This window comes from Psychromonas sp., from assembly GCF_983033635.1.
This window is the reverse complement of the sequence record NZ_CEZLMY010000084.1, coordinates 1-15,053: the sequence shown is the minus strand read 5'-3', so window position 1 is coordinate 15,053 and position 15,053 is coordinate 1. Positions and strand designations below refer to the sequence as shown.

Here is a 15,053-nt window from a genome sequence, read left to right as displayed (position 1 = left end):
ACATGGGTAAATGCATCTCCAAAAGGATAAAAACGTTTCAGGTTGGCCTGAATAGCAAACCCTTTAAATTTATGCTGATTAACGGTAAATAATGCGACCTCTTTTGCTGTAAGATTGTCACGAATAACAATTGCTTTGAAAGATCGCGAATAACGATTTTTAGTATGAAAACGTTCAATTTCTTTATCAGTCAATGACATTAACTGCTGCAGTTCTTCGATGCTGGCTTTCAGGTTTTTTGTTTTATTAACAATCACCTGCAAGCTATATACAGGGCGGTTCTCAGCAAGGATTATGCCATTTCGATCATAAATAAGGCCTCTATTAGGCGGCACCGTCTGCACACTAATGCGATTGGCGTTAGATCGTGTTTGATAAGTTTGAAAAGAGCTGATTTGCAGGTAATAGAGGTTGCTAATTAAAACACCGATGGCAAACAGAATGGCGATAAAAACAACCAAAGTCCGGCGCATAAAAAGAGCGGATTCCGCCGAGTGATTTCTTATGCTTATGCGCTTTTTTACCACGTTTTATTCTCGATGATAAGGGTGGTTAATCGTTAATGTATAAGCGCGATATAAACTTTCCGCAGCAATAATACGCACTAAAGGGTGTGGCAAGGTTAAAGCGGAAAGGGACCAGCGTTGTTCCGATTTTTCTATACATTCCGGGGCAAGCCCTTCAGGGCCACCGATCAGTAAACTGATGTTTCTTGCATCTAACTGCCATTTTGTCATCTCTTTGGCAAGTTGCTCGGTCGTCCAAGCTTTGCCTGTTACTTCTAAAGTGACAATTTTGTTACCTTTGGGGATGGCTGCAAGGGTGAGTTCACCCTCTTTTTTTAAAATGCGTTTTATATCTGCATTTTTGCCACGCTTCCCTGCATTTATTTCCAGCAGCTCAAGCTGCATCTCGTTAGGGAAACGCCGGGCATACTCTTGATATCCTTTTTCAACCCAGTCAGGCATTTTTGTGCCCACTGCGATTAACTGAATTTTCATTAAGCGCACTGTTCCCAAAGCTTCTCAAGCTGGTAGAACTGGCGAGTTTCATCTTGCATAACGTGCACAACAATGTTGCCTAAGTCTAGTAGTACCCACTCACTACCTTCTAAACCCTCTATGCCTAAAGGTGTTTCACCTTCTCTTTTGGCAGCAAGTGCAGTTTGTTCGGCAACAGAACGAACGTGGCGTTTAGAGTTACCTGTACAGATAATCATAGTATCTGTTACATCTGATGTAGCTGAAACATCAATAATAGTAACGTCTTTTGCTTTCATATCTTCAAGTTGTTGTAACACGAATTGTTTTAGTTGTTGGTCTTGCAAAGGATATTCCTTTAATAAATAGATTAAAAAATTTAATAGCAAGAGAGTATAACATGCCCAAACTCAGCCTGACCAATATTGATAATAATTTCACATTTCCACTGTTTAACTTAACTTTTTACAATTTTAAACAACTTAATCAGTTTTATGTGAAGAAAAGCATAAAAATAAAAGCCGCTTTACTTGCAATAATTACGCACTTTATTAGACTTCTTCGTTTAATGTGGTGAAAAGTGTATAAAAGTGGATCTTTTATTCTATAATAAAGCATTTTTCACCGAAACTGACTCGTGGATCTTTTTTTATGTTGCGTGGCGCAAGTGTAATTAATCTTGATAGCAAAGGAAGAATCGCTATTCCAACACGATACCGTGAGTGGTTGACGGACACTTGCAACGGTCAATTTGTGTGCACTATAGATCTTCAGTCGCCATGTTTATTGCTTTATCCGTTAAATGAGTGGTTATTAATTGAAAGTAAATTACGTGGGTTATCAAGTACAGATCCACAAGAACGCCGTTTGCAAAGACTGATTTTAGGTTATGCAACAGAGAGTGAATTAGATAAAGGTGGTCGAACTTTAATTGCCCCAACGCTAAGACAACATGCAAAACTACAAAAAAAAGTCATGTTGGTTGGGCAATTAAATAAATTTGAACTGTGGGACGAAGATATGTGGCATCAACAAGTACAACAAGATTTACAACAAGGTTTACCTACGGGCAATGAATTAAGCGAACGATTAAAGGGGTTTTCACTGTAATGGTTGAACATATCACGGTACTGCTTGATGAAGCGGTTAATGGCTTGGCTATAAAAAAAGATGGCATTTATGTTGATGGTACGTTTGGCCGAGGTGGTCACTCTCGCCATATTTTAAAACAGCTCGGTGAAAACGGACGTTTAATTGCGATCGACAGGGATCCGCGCGCGATCGCAACCGGGGAGCTGTTAATGAAAGAAGATCCTCGTTTTACCATAGTTCATGGGCCTTTTTCTGGTTTGGCTGATTATGTAAAAGAGTTAGGGCTGACTGGTAAAATTGATGGTGTGCTATTAGATCTTGGCGTTTCATCACCGCAACTTGATGATGCAGAGCGCGGTTTTAGCTTTATGCGCGACGGTCCATTGGATATGCGCATGGATCCTACATCAGGTATCAGCGCAGCGAAATGGTTAGCAAAAGCCGATGTTGATGATATTGGTTGGGTATTAAAAACCTTTGGCGAAGAGAAGTTTGCTTACCGAATTGCGCGTGCGATTGTTGCCGATCGTGAAGAAACGCCGTTTTTACGTACTTTACAACTCGCACAATTAATTGAACGCCTTTGTCCAAAAAGAGAAAAGAAAAAGCATCCGGCAACGCGTAGTTTTCAGGCTATTCGAATTTATGTGAACAGTGAGTTAGAAGAGATCCACAAGGTTTTAGATGGTGCATTAGAGGTCTTGGCAATTGGTGGGCAACTTTCTGTGATTAGTTTTCATTCTCTTGAAGACCGGATTGTTAAACGTTTTATCCGTAAACAAGAAAAAGGGCGTGAATACCCTGCAGGATTGCCGTTAACAGAAGCGCAGATGAAACGGGGGAAAACACTAAAATCAAAGGGCAAAGCATTAAAACCAAGTGCTCAAGAAATTAGTGAAAATGCGCGGGCACGTAGTTCTGTATTACGTGTTGCTGAAAAAATAGCAGAACCAGAGAACGATTAAGTTGAGTGATAAACGTGACAATTTGTTGTTATTAATTCTTGCCGATTTACGCAGGAACTTTTTTGTTTTGTTACTGGGTTTCGCTATTTTAATAAGCGCGTTTTATAACATCTATATTACGCATGAAACTCGTGAGTTAATTACCAAAAAAGAACAATTATCACAGCAGAAAGATAACTTAATGATTGAAAAGCGCAATTTGCTTATTGAAGAGCATACTCTCGATGAACACAGTCGCATTAGATATATTGCGCGGAAAAAATTGTCGATGTCACAGCCAACCAAAAAGAATAGTGTATTAGTGGAACTTCCATGAAGAAAACGAAACGGAATTTAACAAAACCTAAAGCAAATAAGCATACAAAAAAGAAAAAAGTGTATGCAACATTTTCCTCATGGCGTTACCTGTTTGTATCTTTAGCAACTGCGACGGTTGCTTTACTTTTAATAAGCCGTCTTGCTTATATTCAGGTTATTGAACCTGAATATTTAACTAAGGAAGCAGATAAACGCAGTCTGCGTGTGACAAAATCAGTGGCTCATCGAGGCAATATTGAAGATCGTAATGGTGAAGAGCTTGCGATTAGTGTGCCTGCTTATGCAATTTGGGTTGATCCTAAAACGGTAAAAAAAGCATACGCATTCACTCTAGAGGAGTGGGCGGAAAGTGTTGCAGTAAATCCGCGTAATGGTAGTGAAAAACATAGCAAACAGTATTTTTATGAATCTAAAAAATGGCCTGCATTAGCTGAAGTATTAGATATAGAAGTTGAGAAACTTGCTTCTATCATCCAAAAACCCGGTTCTCGTTTTGCTTATCTAAAAAGGCAGGTAAATAAACCGATTGTTGATTATGTCAAACAACTTAAACTAGCCGGCATTTCTAACCAGTTAGAATCGCATCGTTTTTATCCTACCGGTGAAATCAACGCCAATATTTTAGGCTTAACCGATCTTGATGCGCAAGGTATTGAAGGGATTGAAAAAAGCTACAACAATTACCTGCAGGGGCAGACCGGGAAAAAACGCGTACGCAAAGATAGACTCGGTAATGTTATTGATAATATCGAAGTGCTTAAAAAGAAAAAAGCAGCCGGTAATTTACAGCTTAGTATTGATCAGCGAATTCAAGCAGTGGCTTACCGTCAATTAAAGCGTGCAGTGAAAATAAATGACGCAACATCAGGTTCAATTGTTGTATTGGATGTTAATACTGGTGAGATTTATGCGATGGCAAATTATCCCTCGTTTAATCCCAATGATCGTACTCAATATCAACCTTATAAATTAAGAAATCGAGCTATTACAGATACCTTTGAACCAGGCTCTACAGTAAAACCATTGGTTGTCTCAAGCGCGCTTATTTATGGTAAAACAGATGTTGATGAAGTGATTAATACTTCTCCTGGTTGGATGCATATCGGCGGACGTCGTGTTCGAGATGGAAAAAATTACGGCAAGATAGATCTGGCGATGATTTTGAAAAAATCCAGCAATATTGGTGTGAGTAAATTAGCATTGCGTTTAAAACCCGAGCAGTTGCAACAAACATTTGCCAATTTTGGTTTTGGTAATGATACCGGCATTTCCTTAATTGGTGAGAGTGTCGGCCGTATGCCAATCCGTCATCGCTGGTCTGATTTTGAATTGGCAACCATGTCTTTTGGTTATGGTATTACAACCACAACCTTACAACTTGCTAAAGCTTATGCAATATTAGGCAGTGGCGGTATTGAATATCCTATCTCGATATTAAAAAACTCAAATCCAGTTGCAGGTCAGCAGGTGATCCCGCGTCATATTGCGCTTGAAGTTGTGGAAATGATGGAAGGTGTAAGCCAGAAAGGGGGAACTGCACCGAAAGCGAAAGTTGAAGGTTATCGAATAGCGGGTAAGACAGGGACATCACGAAAAGCAGAAGCGGGTGGTTATGGTGATGATTATGTTTCCGTTTTTGCAGGGTTAGCTCCCATTAGTAAACCTCGCTTTGCGATTGTGGTGATGATTAATGAACCACAAGGTGATCGCTATTATGCCGGAGATGTTGCCGCACCTGTTTTCTCGGCGGTGATGAAAAGTGCACTTTTATTAAGCCATGTTCGCCCGGATGATCAAAATGAACGTTACACTTGGCTGGAATCTTATTAATAATGAAAAACAATCCTGAGTTAATGTCATTAAAGAGGCTGCTGGAGCCATGGTTAGCAGTCGATTTTGAGACAGTTATGGTGTCAGGGTTGACTTTAGATAGTCGTGAAATAGTTAAAGATAATCTATTTGTGGCACTACAAGGTGCGCTTTTAGACGGCCGAAGCTTTATTAATAAAGCTTGCCAACTGGGAGCATCTGCTGTTTTATGTGAAACACGTGATCCAAGCAAACATGGTGTAATTAGCAACTTGTGTAGTGTGCCGGTGATTGAGGTTTATCAACTGCCAGCAATTTTAAGTGAGCTTGCTTACCGTTTTTATTTTCCACAACAAAATTTACATAAAGTAATTGCAGTAACAGGTACCAATGGCAAAACAACTATTGCCAGTTTATTGGCGAATTCTCTGATGCTATTAGGTAAACAAAGTGCGCAAATGGGCACCATAGGTAATGGTTTGTTTGGTCAGCTTAAAAGCAGTCTCAATACCACACTAGATGCAATCTCGGTTTTTTCTGAGTTATATCATTACCAGCAAATGGATGTTGACTATACGGTAATGGAAGTTTCTTCACATGGTTTAAGCCAGGGACGTGTTAGTGCATTACCTTTCCACAGTGCCATTTTTACTAACTTGTCACGAGATCATCTTGATTATCACGGTTCGATGGAGAGCTATGGGGAAGCTAAAAAATTATTATTTGAAAAATACCCCGTTCAGCACCGTATTATTAATGCCGATGATCAAACTGGTGAAGATTGGTTAAATGATTTTCCTGATGCGATAGCTTATGGTTTTGATACCAAAGCACTTTCTAAGCAGCAAGCTTATTTACGAATTTCAAAGGTCAATTATCAAGGACAAGGGATTGATTTTGCATTTGAGTCCTCCTGGGGAAAAGGTAATATATCAGCCCCGTTTTACGGTGATTTTAATGTTTCCAATTTAGCCGCTGTTGCAGCGCAATTACTGGCTGAAAACATATCAATAGCACAACTTGAATCTATCTTTCCGAAATTAACAACCGTACCGGGTCGTATGGAGCAATATAATTTTGAAAAGCAAAAAATCACTTTTGTGGTGGATTATGCTCACACCCCGGATGCATTAGAAAAAGCATTAACTGCGCTGCAGAAACATAAATCGTCAGGACGATTAATCTGTGTTTTTGGTTGTGGTGGTGATCGAGATAAAGGAAAACGCCCTGAAATGGCAAAAGTAGCTGAAGCTTTTGCAGAAAAGGTCGTTTTAGTTGATGATAACCCGCGCAGTGAATCTGCCGCGGATATTATGCAGGGTATTTTATCAGGTTTTAATCAACCCTCTGCTGTTACAAAAATTCATGATAGAACACAAGCCGTATTGTTTCTATTAGAAAACAGCTTACCCGGTGATATTATTTTATTAGCAGGTAAAGGGCATGAAGACTATCAAATTATTGGTGATACACGCCTGTATTACAGTGACCGTGGATTATTGGCCTCGCTACAAGAACAACATAATAAAAACAATAACAAGGCGAGTTTATGATTAGTTTAACTATTGCAGAAATAGCACAAGCCACGGGAGGCAAGCTAATCAACTGTTTGTCTGATGATCTTGTTATTAATGCTGTTTGTACCGATAGCAGATCCATTGCAGCAGGTTGCTTGTTTATCGCTTTGCACGGTGATCTATTTGATGCGCACCAATTTTTAGATCAGGCTGAAATAGCGGGCGCTGCGGCTTTATTAGTTCACTATAAAACAGACAGTAAATTACCTTATATATTAGTCGAAGATACACGCATCGCATTAGGTTTGCTGGGCGCTTATGTCAAACAACAAATCAGCGGATTAAAGTGTGCAGCTATTACCGGCAGTAATGGCAAAACTACAACCAAAGAGTTATTAAGCCAAATTTTATGCCAGTTTAGCGATGCTGAAAACTCAGTACTCGCAACTGCTGGTAACTTTAATAACGATATTGGACTGCCGTTAACCCTATTACGTTTAACTAAGCAAAACCGCTTTGCTGTTGTTGAATTAGGGGCAAATAATGAAGGTGAAATAGCCTATACAGCACAACTTGTGAAACCGGATGTGGCTTTAATCAACAATGTAATGCCAGCTCATCTTGAAGGGTTTGGCTCCCTCGAAGGTGTGGCAAAAGCCAAAGGTGAAATTTGGCAGAGTTTAACTGAAAATGGTTATGCAGTGGTCAATCTGGATGCAAATTTTGCTAATGAATATATACAGCAACTGCAGCAGCAACAGACTAAAACTGTTACGTTTTCACAAACAGATCAAGGGGCAAATCTGTTTGCATCGGAGATTAAGTTTGACCAATTAGGTAAAGCAACATTTACCCTAAATCTTCGAGTTCAGAGGCAGATACAATCAACTGTGATTCAATTAAATTTAGCGGGAAAACACAATATCAGCAACGCACTGGCAGCTGCCAGTATGGCTGCTGCATTAGGTTGCGGTCTGGATGTGATTAGCCGAGGTTTAAATTTAGTAAAAGAGGTCGCAGGGCGGGTTAACTGCACTCAAATCAGTGAATTAGTAACGGTCATTGATGACACCTATAATGCCAATTCAGCATCGGTCAAAGCCGCTGTTGATCTGCTGACTCAGTATTGTGGTTCGCATCTGTTAATTTTAGCTGATATGGCTGAGCTTGGTTTGCACAGCGAAAAAGAACATATGGCTATCGGCGAATATGCTGCTAAACAAGGCATCGAACAGTTATTAACTGTCGGAAAATTAACAGAGCAGACTGCTCAAGCATTTACAGCGAGTGGCGCAAATAGCGCATTGCACTTTACTAATAAACAACAATTAACAGCATATTTACAAAAAGAGTTGTTACAAAACCGTGAAAAATTAACCATTTTAGTGAAAGGATCACGCAGCGCCAAAATGGAAGAGATTGTTGCTCTTATCAAACAAATATTAAGTTAAACAGACAACAAGTTAATAATCGTAATTTTTATACTAAAAATTTAATAAACATGAGCAGTTTAAATAGGGATAATCCATGATAGTTTGGTTAGCAGATTTCTTTTCAAGTCAATTCACATTTCTAAATGTTTTGACCTATCTATCAGTGCGTACGGTAATGGCTGTTTTAACCGCATTAGCCTTTTCATTATGGTTCGGACCAAAACTGATCCGTTTTTTACAAAGAATGCAGATTGGACAGATTGTTCGTGATGACGGCCCTGAGTCACATTTCAGCAAAGCGGGTACCCCAACCATGGGGGGGATTATGATCCTTGCTGCAATAACACTTTCTACCCTGTTATGGGCGCGCTTAGATAATCATTATGTATGGATTGTATTATTTACAACGCTTTCTTTCGGCGGCATTGGTTTTATGGATGATTACCTGAAAGTAGTTCGCAAACATCCTGACGGTTTGATTGCACGTTGGAAGTACTTTTGGCAGTCAGTCACAGCATTATTGCTTGCGACAGTACTGTTGCTAACGGCTTCAAGCCCCGCTGAACTGACCTTTGTTATGCCCTTCTTTAAAGAATATATGCCTTATTTAGGAATAGCTTTTATTCCTTTGGTTTATTTTACCGTGGTAGGCAGCAGCAATGCGGTGAACTTAACCGATGGTCTGGATGGTTTGGCTATTATGCCCACAGTGATGGTGGCGGCTGCTTTTGCACTGATTGCTTATTTAACCAGTCATGTTAATTATGCCCATTATTTGTACATCCCGTACATTCCCAAAGCAAGTGAACTGGTGGTTATTTGCGGCACCATTATTGGCGCTGGTTTAGGTTTTTTATGGTTCAATACTTATCCTGCACAAGTGTTTATGGGCGATGTTGGTTCATTAGCATTAGGTGCATTATTAGGTGTTATTGCTGTTCTGGTACGCCAGGAGATTTTACTGGTGATTATGGGGGGGATTTTTGTTATTGAAACCCTGTCAGTTATCCTGCAGGTTGGCTCTTATAAAATGCGTAAACAGCGAATCTTCCGTATGGCACCGATTCATCATCATTATGAGAAAAAAGGTTGGCCTGAGCCACGCGTTATTGTGCGTTTTTGGATCATTACCATCGTTATGGTGTTGATTGGTCTAGTGACATTAAAGGTACGTTAAAATGTCAGAGAAACTGGATGTTGATTATTTTGGGAATCGCAATGTTTTCGTGATGGTATTGAGCGTTATTGTGATATTAAAGGTACGTTAAAATGTCAGAGAAACTGGTTGCCGTTTTAGGGCTTGGTATAACAGGGTTATCTTGTGTTAACTTTCTACTGCAGGAAGGTTACCAAGTTAGCGTTTTTGATACACGAGAAAACCCGCCTGGTGTTGATAAATTAAATAAGCAGGTCAAGCTTATTACCGGGCCGCTAAATGGTGATTTATTAGCGAACTATAAGTTGATTATAGCCAGCCCCGGCATTGCACTGGTTACGCCAGCTTTACAGTCTGCCGCTAAAGCAGGTTGCGAAATTATTGGTGATATTGAGCTGTTTGCGAGAAAACTTAAAACGCCTCAATACCGCCATGCAAAATTAGTGACTATTACGGGATCAAACGGCAAAAGCACTGTAACCAGTTTGCTAGGAAAGATGGCAGACGAGACAAAGATAAATGCTGCTGTTGGTGGCAATATAGGTATTCCTGCGTTGGATTTACTGTCACCTGAAGTTGACTTATACATACTTGAACTGTCCAGTTTTCAACTGGAAACTACGCAATCATTAAATGCCGATATCGCAACGATTTTAAATGTCAGTGAAGATCACCTCGATAGATATGATTCGTACCAACATTATACGCAAACTAAACAGCTTATTTATCAACAAAGCAAAAAGGCGTTGTTTAATCGCGATGATTTACTAACTTTTCCGAATATAGAAAAACAGTCACAAGTCAGTTTTGGTTTTGACAGTCGTTTTTATGGTTTAGTAACAGATTCGGCTGGAAATGTTTTTTTAGCGAAGGATGGCGAGCCGCTTTTAGCCGTTGAATTATTAAAGCTAAGCGGTAAACATAACTGGATGAATGCGTTAGCCGCATTTGCTTTAGGTGAAGCGGTTAATTTAGATAAAAAGGCAATGCTTTGCACTTTACAAAAATATCGCGGCTTAACGCACCGCTGTGAGTTTGTTGCTGATGTTGAGGGTGTGCGTTGGATAAATGATTCCAAAGCTACCAATGTTGGCGCAACGCAAGCTGCTTTGTCAGGCTTATCTGACACAATTCAAGGTGATGTCCATGTAATTTTGGGAGGAGAGGGGAAAGGTGCTGATTTTAGTGAGCTAACGCCTGTTTTAGAAACGGTTAAAGGTTCAATTATCTGTTTTGGTAAAGATGCCGAAAAAATTGCGCAGTTGAATAAACGCGCGCGATTGGTAAAAAACTTAGAAGAAGCGGTTAAATTAATCGCAAGCAGCTGCAAAAAAGGGGACTTAGTTATTTTAACGCCTGCTTGCGCAAGCTTAGATATGTACCCTAACTTTATGGCGCGCGGTGAGCATTTTAAAGCGCTGGTGACTTCATTAAAAACGGATCTGAATAAATGAAGTTATTAAATAAACTAAGCCGTTTTTTTAGTGTTAACAGCGAGCAACAAGCTTATGACCGTCAGTTATTAGTCGTTGTTTTTAGTTTAATGGCTGTCGGCCTGGTAATTGTTGCTTCAGCTTCAATCCCTGAAGGGATTGCATTATCTTCGGATCCATTTCGTTTTTTAAAACGCCATCTTCTGTACGTTGTAATTTGTTTGGCCCTACTCGCCGGGGTGGTATCTATTCCAATGCAGCGCTGGTATGACAGACAAAATCTTCTATTAATTCTCGCTTTTCTCGGATTACTTGCCGTTTTATTGGTCGGTACCGAAGTTAACGGTTCACACCGCTGGCTGCGATTGGGGCCGTTTAATATGCAGCCTTCAGAATTTGCAAAATTGGCAATTGTGCTGTTTGTGGCAAGTTATCTTGTGCGTCGGCAAGAAGAGGTTATCGATACCATTAAAGGTTTTATCAAACCACTTATCATCTTATCTGTTTTTGCATTATTGCTGTTACTGCAACCCGATTTAGGTTCAACAGTGGTAATTGTAGTGGTGATGATGGGCATGTTATTTATTGCCGATGCCAAATTAATTTCGTTTATCGGTATTGCCGTGTCATTACTTGCTGTCATTGTTGTCCTTATTGTCACTTCGCCTTACCGGATGGCTCGTGTATTTGGTTTTTTAGATCCCTGGGCCGATCCCTTCGGTCGCAGTTATCAATTAACCCAATCATTAATGGCGTTCGGCCGTGGTGGTTGGTTCGGGCAAGGTTTAGGTAATTCAGTACAAAAACTGGAGTATTTGCCTGAAGCACATACCGATTTTATTATGGCAATCCTTGCCGAAGAACTCGGTTTTATTGGTGTCATTGTGGTGATCGTTTTAGAGTTTGTTTTAGTTTATAAAGCATTTTCAATCGGTAAAAAAGCACTGCAGCAATCACTGGTTTTTTCCGGTTATGTCGCGATTGGTATCGCGATTTGGTTTGCTTTTCAAACTGCTGTTAATGTCGGGGCCGCATCGGGTATAGCACCAACGAAAGGGTTAACACTGCCTTTGGTTAGCTATGGTGGTTCTAGCTTGTTAACTATCGCACTGGCGGTGGGTCTCTTATTACGTATTGACTTTGAAACACGACAAGCATCGGCGCAAGTACGGCTGACTAAACCGAAAAAGAAAAAGCGCAAAAAAACAGCTGATAAAGAAGAAATAAATGAAACAGAATAAAACATTATTAGTGATGGCAGGTGGTACGGGCGGACATGTTTTCCCGGGGCTGGCGGTTGCTGACAAATTAAAATCACAGGGCTGGCAAGTTAGCTGGTTAGGTACGGCGGATCGCATGGAGGCACAACTTGTGCCTGAGCATGGTTATGATATTGATTTTATTGATATTGCGGGGGTACGTGGTAATGGGCTGAAGCGTTTATTGATGGCACCTTTTAGGGTTATTAAGTCTATTATGCAGGCGCGTGCTGTATTAAAAAAACGGCAAGTGAATTTAGTACTGGGGATGGGCGGTTTTGCCAGTGGCCCAGGGGGAATTGCCGCATGGACTATGGGTATTCCTGTTATTTTACATGAGCAAAATGCAGCTGCAGGATTAACTAATCGAATTTTATCCTATTTTTCAAAAAAGGTATTAATGGGATTTTCTGGTGCATTTTCAAGTAAAAAGGCTGTTTTGGTAGGTAACCCTGTGCGAGAGCAGCTCATTAAGCTGCCTGAAAAAAATATATCGCCTGAAAACTGCGCACTTAAAGTGTTAGTTGTTGGTGGTAGTTTAGGGGCGAAGGTATTGAATGAACTGTTACCTAAGGTAATAAGCCGTTTTGATAAATCACAAGTTAAAGTAAGGCATCAAAGTGGTAAAGGGCATTATGAAAATTTAATGAAAGCATATCAACAAGTTAACGTAGAAGTTGATGTACAAGATTTTATCAGCGATATAGATGATGCCTATAACTGGGCTGATTTAGTTATTTGTCGCGCAGGTGCGCTTACGGTTGCAGAGATTGCAGTAGTTGGTTTGCCCGCTATTTTTGTGCCATTGCCGCATGCGGTTGATGATCATCAAACAAAAAATGCGCAAGACTTAGTAAATAAAGAAGCAGCGGTGTTGATACCTCAAAAAGAATTAAATGAGGATAAATTAAGTGATTATTTGCGGACATTCAGCCAAAATAGAGGCTTGCTTGAAGATATGTCTAAAAACAGTAAAAAAACAGCAATTATTGATGCAACAGAACGTGTTGTTTCTATTTGTAATCAATTCGTTTAATCGAACAATAAAAAAAATTAGTGGCTTATATGAGAAAAATTGAACTCGCGCAAATACGTACCATGATCCCTGAGATGCGTCGCGTTAAACAGATTCATTTTGTGGGTATCGGTGGTGCTGGTATGGGCGGTATTGCTGAAGTCCTTGCCTATGAAGGCTATAAAATTAGCGGTTCTGATATCGCCGAAAATCCAGTGGTAAAACGCCTGCGTTCAATTGGTGCTGAAATATTTATCGGCCATCAGCAAGATAATATTTACGGGGCATCTGTGGTTGTTGTCTCGACTGCGATTAACCCTGATAATCCCGAATTATTAGCGGCGCAGCAAGCACGCATTCCCGTTGTTCGTCGTGCAGAGATGTTAGCGGAATTGATGCGTTACCGGCACGGTATTGCTGTCGCAGGTACACACGGTAAAACGACCACCACCAGTTTAATTGCCAGCATTTTCGGTCAGGCAGATCTTGATCCTACTTTTGTTATTGGTGGTTTGTTAAATAGTGCCGGCACGAATGCTAAATTAGGGCAAAGTCGATATTTAATTGCAGAAGCGGACGAAAGTGATGCTTCATTTCTGCATTTACAACCTATGGTGTCAGTAGTTACAAATATTGAAGCTGACCATATGGATACCTATCAGGGTGATTTTGAAGTATTAAAAGATACCTTTGTGAAGTTTATTCAAAATCTTCCTTTTTATGGTACAGCCGTTGTTTGTTTAGATGATGCCGTTGTTGAATCATTAATTCCTAAATTTGCTCGCCAGTGTGTGACTTATGGTTTTCATGAACAAGCTGATGTACGAATATCTGCATTTAAACAAACGGTTAATCGTAGTGAATTTTTAGTTCATCGTGCTAATAAAAAAGATTTAAAAATCCAATTAAACCTGCCTGGTAAGCATAATGCGCTGAATGCAGCTGCGGCGATTGCGGTGGCGATGGAAGGTGATATTGATGATCAGGCCATTATAGAAGCGCTTAATGAATTCGAAGGTATTGGCCGTCGTTTTGAGCAGTATGGTGAGTTTGAAACGGGTCGTGGTAAAGCGCTGTTAGTGGATGACTACGGTCATCATCCAACAGAAGTGCAGGCAACCATTAATGCTGCACGTGCAGGTTGGCCAGATAAGCGTTTAGTGATGGCATATCAACCGCATCGTTATACACGAACACGTGATCTGTATGAAGATTTTGCACAGGTATTAGCACAAGTTGATCAGCTGTTGCTGCTTGATGTGTACGCGGCAGGAGAAACTCCAATTGCAGGTGCGGATAGCCGATCTTTATGTCGGACCATCCGTCAATGCAGTGATAAAGAGCCTATTTTTGTAGCTAATCCCGAAGCATTACCCGGGATCTTGGCACAGATCATTGATGATGGTGATTTAGTTTTAACGCAAGGGGCGGGCAATATCGGCGCTGTAGTAAAAACATTAGCGGAATTAAAACTAGATATAGAAAAAATGAAACAAGTGAGTATAAGTTAATGAGTTCAGATTTTGGTAAAGTTGCTGTTTTATTAGGTGGCAACAGTGCGGAGCGTGAAGTTTCATTAAACTCCGGGACAGCTATTTTAAACGCATTATTACGTCAGGATATCGACGCCGTTGCTATCGATCCTCTATATGATGATATTACCCAGTTAAAAAAACTGGGAATTGATCGTGTTTTTATCGCTTTACATGGTCGAGGTGGTGAAGATGGTGTTATTCAAGGTTTTTTAACAACCTTAGGTTTGCCATTTACCGGTAGTGATGTTTTAAGCTCTGCAATTGCTATGGATAAATCTAAAACCAAACAAATTTGGCAAAGTTATCAATTGCCTACTGCAAATTATCAAATCATCATCAAAGATGACTTTGATCCCAAGCAATCAGAAGATATACTAGCGTCTTTATCGGGTACGGTAATGGTTAAACCTGTTAATGAAGGTTCAAGCATTGGTATGGCAAAAGTAACTAATGCCGCTGAACTTGTTGATGCATTATCTGGCGCATTTAAATTTGATAATAAAGTATTACTTGAATCGTGGATAACCGGTCAAGAATACAC

14 protein-coding genes and 1 pseudogene are annotated in these 15,053 nt (G+C 40.1%); 12 read left to right on the top strand and 3 right to left on the bottom strand.

The window, feature by feature from the left end:
- The 3 genes and pseudogenes from AC4GME_RS11665 to rsfS form a co-directional block, all read right to left on the bottom strand.
- A pseudogene (locus AC4GME_RS11665) lies at positions 1–473 on the bottom strand (penicillin-binding protein 2); the annotation flags it as partial.
- Positions 474–530: 57 nt separating this feature from the next.
- Entirely contained in the window at positions 531–1,001 is a 471-nt protein-coding gene (rlmH, locus tag AC4GME_RS11660; protein WP_490376733.1) for a 23S rRNA (pseudouridine(1915)-N(3))-methyltransferase RlmH, read from the bottom strand.
- A complete protein-coding gene (rsfS, locus tag AC4GME_RS11655) occupies positions 1,001–1,327 on the bottom strand; it encodes a ribosome silencing factor (RefSeq protein ID WP_490376734.1) in 327 nt (108 codons plus the stop codon). The genes rlmH and rsfS overlap by 1 nt, the downstream gene beginning before the upstream one ends.
- A gap of 304 nt (positions 1,328–1,631) precedes the next feature.
- Between rsfS and mraZ the strand changes: the two genes are divergently transcribed.
- The 12 genes from mraZ to AC4GME_RS11595 all read left to right on the top strand — a co-directional run.
- Positions 1,632–2,090 carry a division/cell wall cluster transcriptional repressor MraZ gene (gene mraZ, locus AC4GME_RS11650; protein WP_490375890.1) on the top strand — a complete coding sequence of 153 codons (459 nt, stop codon included), beginning with the start codon at positions 1,632–1,634 and terminating at the stop codon, positions 2,088–2,090.
- Positions 2,090–3,037, top strand: coding sequence for a 16S rRNA (cytosine(1402)-N(4))-methyltransferase RsmH (gene rsmH / locus AC4GME_RS11645; RefSeq protein WP_490375889.1), 948 nt, complete (start codon positions 2,090–2,092; stop codon positions 3,035–3,037). Before mraZ ends, rsmH begins: the two co-directional genes overlap by 1 nt.
- A gap of 1 nt (position 3,038) precedes the next feature.
- The gene (ftsL, locus tag AC4GME_RS11640) at positions 3,039–3,353 is read left to right on the top strand and encodes a cell division protein FtsL (protein WP_490375888.1); all 315 of its coding nucleotides are present in this window, start codon (positions 3,039–3,041) and stop codon (positions 3,351–3,353) included.
- Positions 3,350–5,185 carry a peptidoglycan D,D-transpeptidase FtsI family protein gene (locus tag AC4GME_RS11635; RefSeq protein WP_490375887.1) on the top strand — a complete coding sequence of 612 codons (1,836 nt, stop codon included), beginning with the start codon at positions 3,350–3,352 and terminating at the stop codon, positions 5,183–5,185. The genes ftsL and AC4GME_RS11635 overlap by 4 nt, the downstream gene beginning before the upstream one ends.
- Positions 5,186–5,187: 2 nt before the next feature.
- Positions 5,188–6,717 (top strand): UDP-N-acetylmuramoyl-L-alanyl-D-glutamate--2,6-diaminopimelate ligase, encoded by a 1,530-nt coding sequence (gene murE / locus AC4GME_RS11630; RefSeq protein ID WP_490375886.1) that lies wholly within the window; start codon positions 5,188–5,190, stop codon positions 6,715–6,717.
- On the top strand, positions 6,714–8,132 hold the full coding sequence (locus tag AC4GME_RS11625; RefSeq protein ID WP_490379428.1) for a UDP-N-acetylmuramoyl-tripeptide--D-alanyl-D-alanine ligase: 1,419 nt from the start codon (positions 6,714–6,716) through the stop codon (positions 8,130–8,132). The genes murE and AC4GME_RS11625 overlap by 4 nt, the downstream gene beginning before the upstream one ends.
- A 76-nt stretch (positions 8,133–8,208) precedes the next feature.
- Entirely contained in the window at positions 8,209–9,291 is a 1,083-nt protein-coding gene (gene mraY, locus AC4GME_RS11620) for a phospho-N-acetylmuramoyl-pentapeptide-transferase (RefSeq protein ID WP_490375884.1), read from the top strand.
- Between the two features lie 92 nt (positions 9,292–9,383).
- A complete protein-coding gene (gene murD / locus AC4GME_RS11615) occupies positions 9,384–10,724 on the top strand; it encodes a UDP-N-acetylmuramoyl-L-alanine--D-glutamate ligase (RefSeq protein WP_490375883.1) in 1,341 nt (446 codons plus the stop codon).
- A complete protein-coding gene (gene ftsW, locus AC4GME_RS11610) occupies positions 10,721–11,944 on the top strand; it encodes a putative lipid II flippase FtsW (RefSeq protein WP_490375882.1) in 1,224 nt (407 codons plus the stop codon). Before murD ends, ftsW begins: the two co-directional genes overlap by 4 nt.
- Positions 11,931–12,998, top strand: a complete 1,068-nt coding sequence (gene murG, locus AC4GME_RS11605) for an undecaprenyldiphospho-muramoylpentapeptide beta-N-acetylglucosaminyltransferase (protein ID WP_490375881.1) — start codon at positions 11,931–11,933, stop codon at positions 12,996–12,998. The genes ftsW and murG overlap by 14 nt, the downstream gene beginning before the upstream one ends.
- Positions 12,999–13,027: 29 nt before the next feature.
- Complete coding sequence (murC, locus tag AC4GME_RS11600) at positions 13,028–14,488, top strand: UDP-N-acetylmuramate--L-alanine ligase (RefSeq protein WP_490375880.1); 1,461 nt, start codon at positions 13,028–13,030, stop codon at positions 14,486–14,488.
- Positions 14,488–15,053: D-alanine--D-alanine ligase (locus AC4GME_RS11595; protein ID WP_490379427.1), on the top strand; the 566-nt coding region annotated here is incomplete at its 3' end. The genes murC and AC4GME_RS11595, both read left to right, overlap by 1 nt.

Excerpts from the sequence above, each read along its gene's own strand:
- AC4GME_RS11635 (WP_490375887.1), top strand. The coding sequence starts at position 3,350 with ATGAAGAAAACGAAACGGAATTTAACAAAACCTAAAGCAAATAAGCAT.
- AC4GME_RS11625 (WP_490379428.1), top strand. The coding sequence starts at position 6,714 with ATGATTAGTTTAACTATTGCAGAAATAGCACAAGCCACGGGAGGCAAG.
- murD (WP_490375883.1), top strand. The coding sequence starts at position 9,384 with ATGTCAGAGAAACTGGTTGCCGTTTTAGGGCTTGGTATAACAGGGTTA.
- ftsW (WP_490375882.1), top strand. The coding sequence starts at position 10,721 with ATGAAGTTATTAAATAAACTAAGCCGTTTTTTTAGTGTTAACAGCGAG.
- mraY (WP_490375884.1), top strand. The coding sequence starts at position 8,209 with ATGATAGTTTGGTTAGCAGATTTCTTTTCAAGTCAATTCACATTTCTA.
- murG (WP_490375881.1), top strand. The coding sequence starts at position 11,931 with ATGAAACAGAATAAAACATTATTAGTGATGGCAGGTGGTACGGGCGGA.
- rsmH (WP_490375889.1), top strand. The coding sequence starts at position 2,090 with ATGGTTGAACATATCACGGTACTGCTTGATGAAGCGGTTAATGGCTTG.
- mraZ (WP_490375890.1), top strand. The coding sequence starts at position 1,632 with ATGTTGCGTGGCGCAAGTGTAATTAATCTTGATAGCAAAGGAAGAATC.
- murC (WP_490375880.1), top strand. The coding sequence starts at position 13,028 with ATGAGAAAAATTGAACTCGCGCAAATACGTACCATGATCCCTGAGATG.
- murE (WP_490375886.1), top strand. The coding sequence starts at position 5,188 with ATGAAAAACAATCCTGAGTTAATGTCATTAAAGAGGCTGCTGGAGCCA.
- rlmH (WP_490376733.1), bottom strand. The coding sequence starts at position 1,001 with ATGAAAATTCAGTTAATCGCAGTGGGCACAAAAATGCCTGACTGGGTT.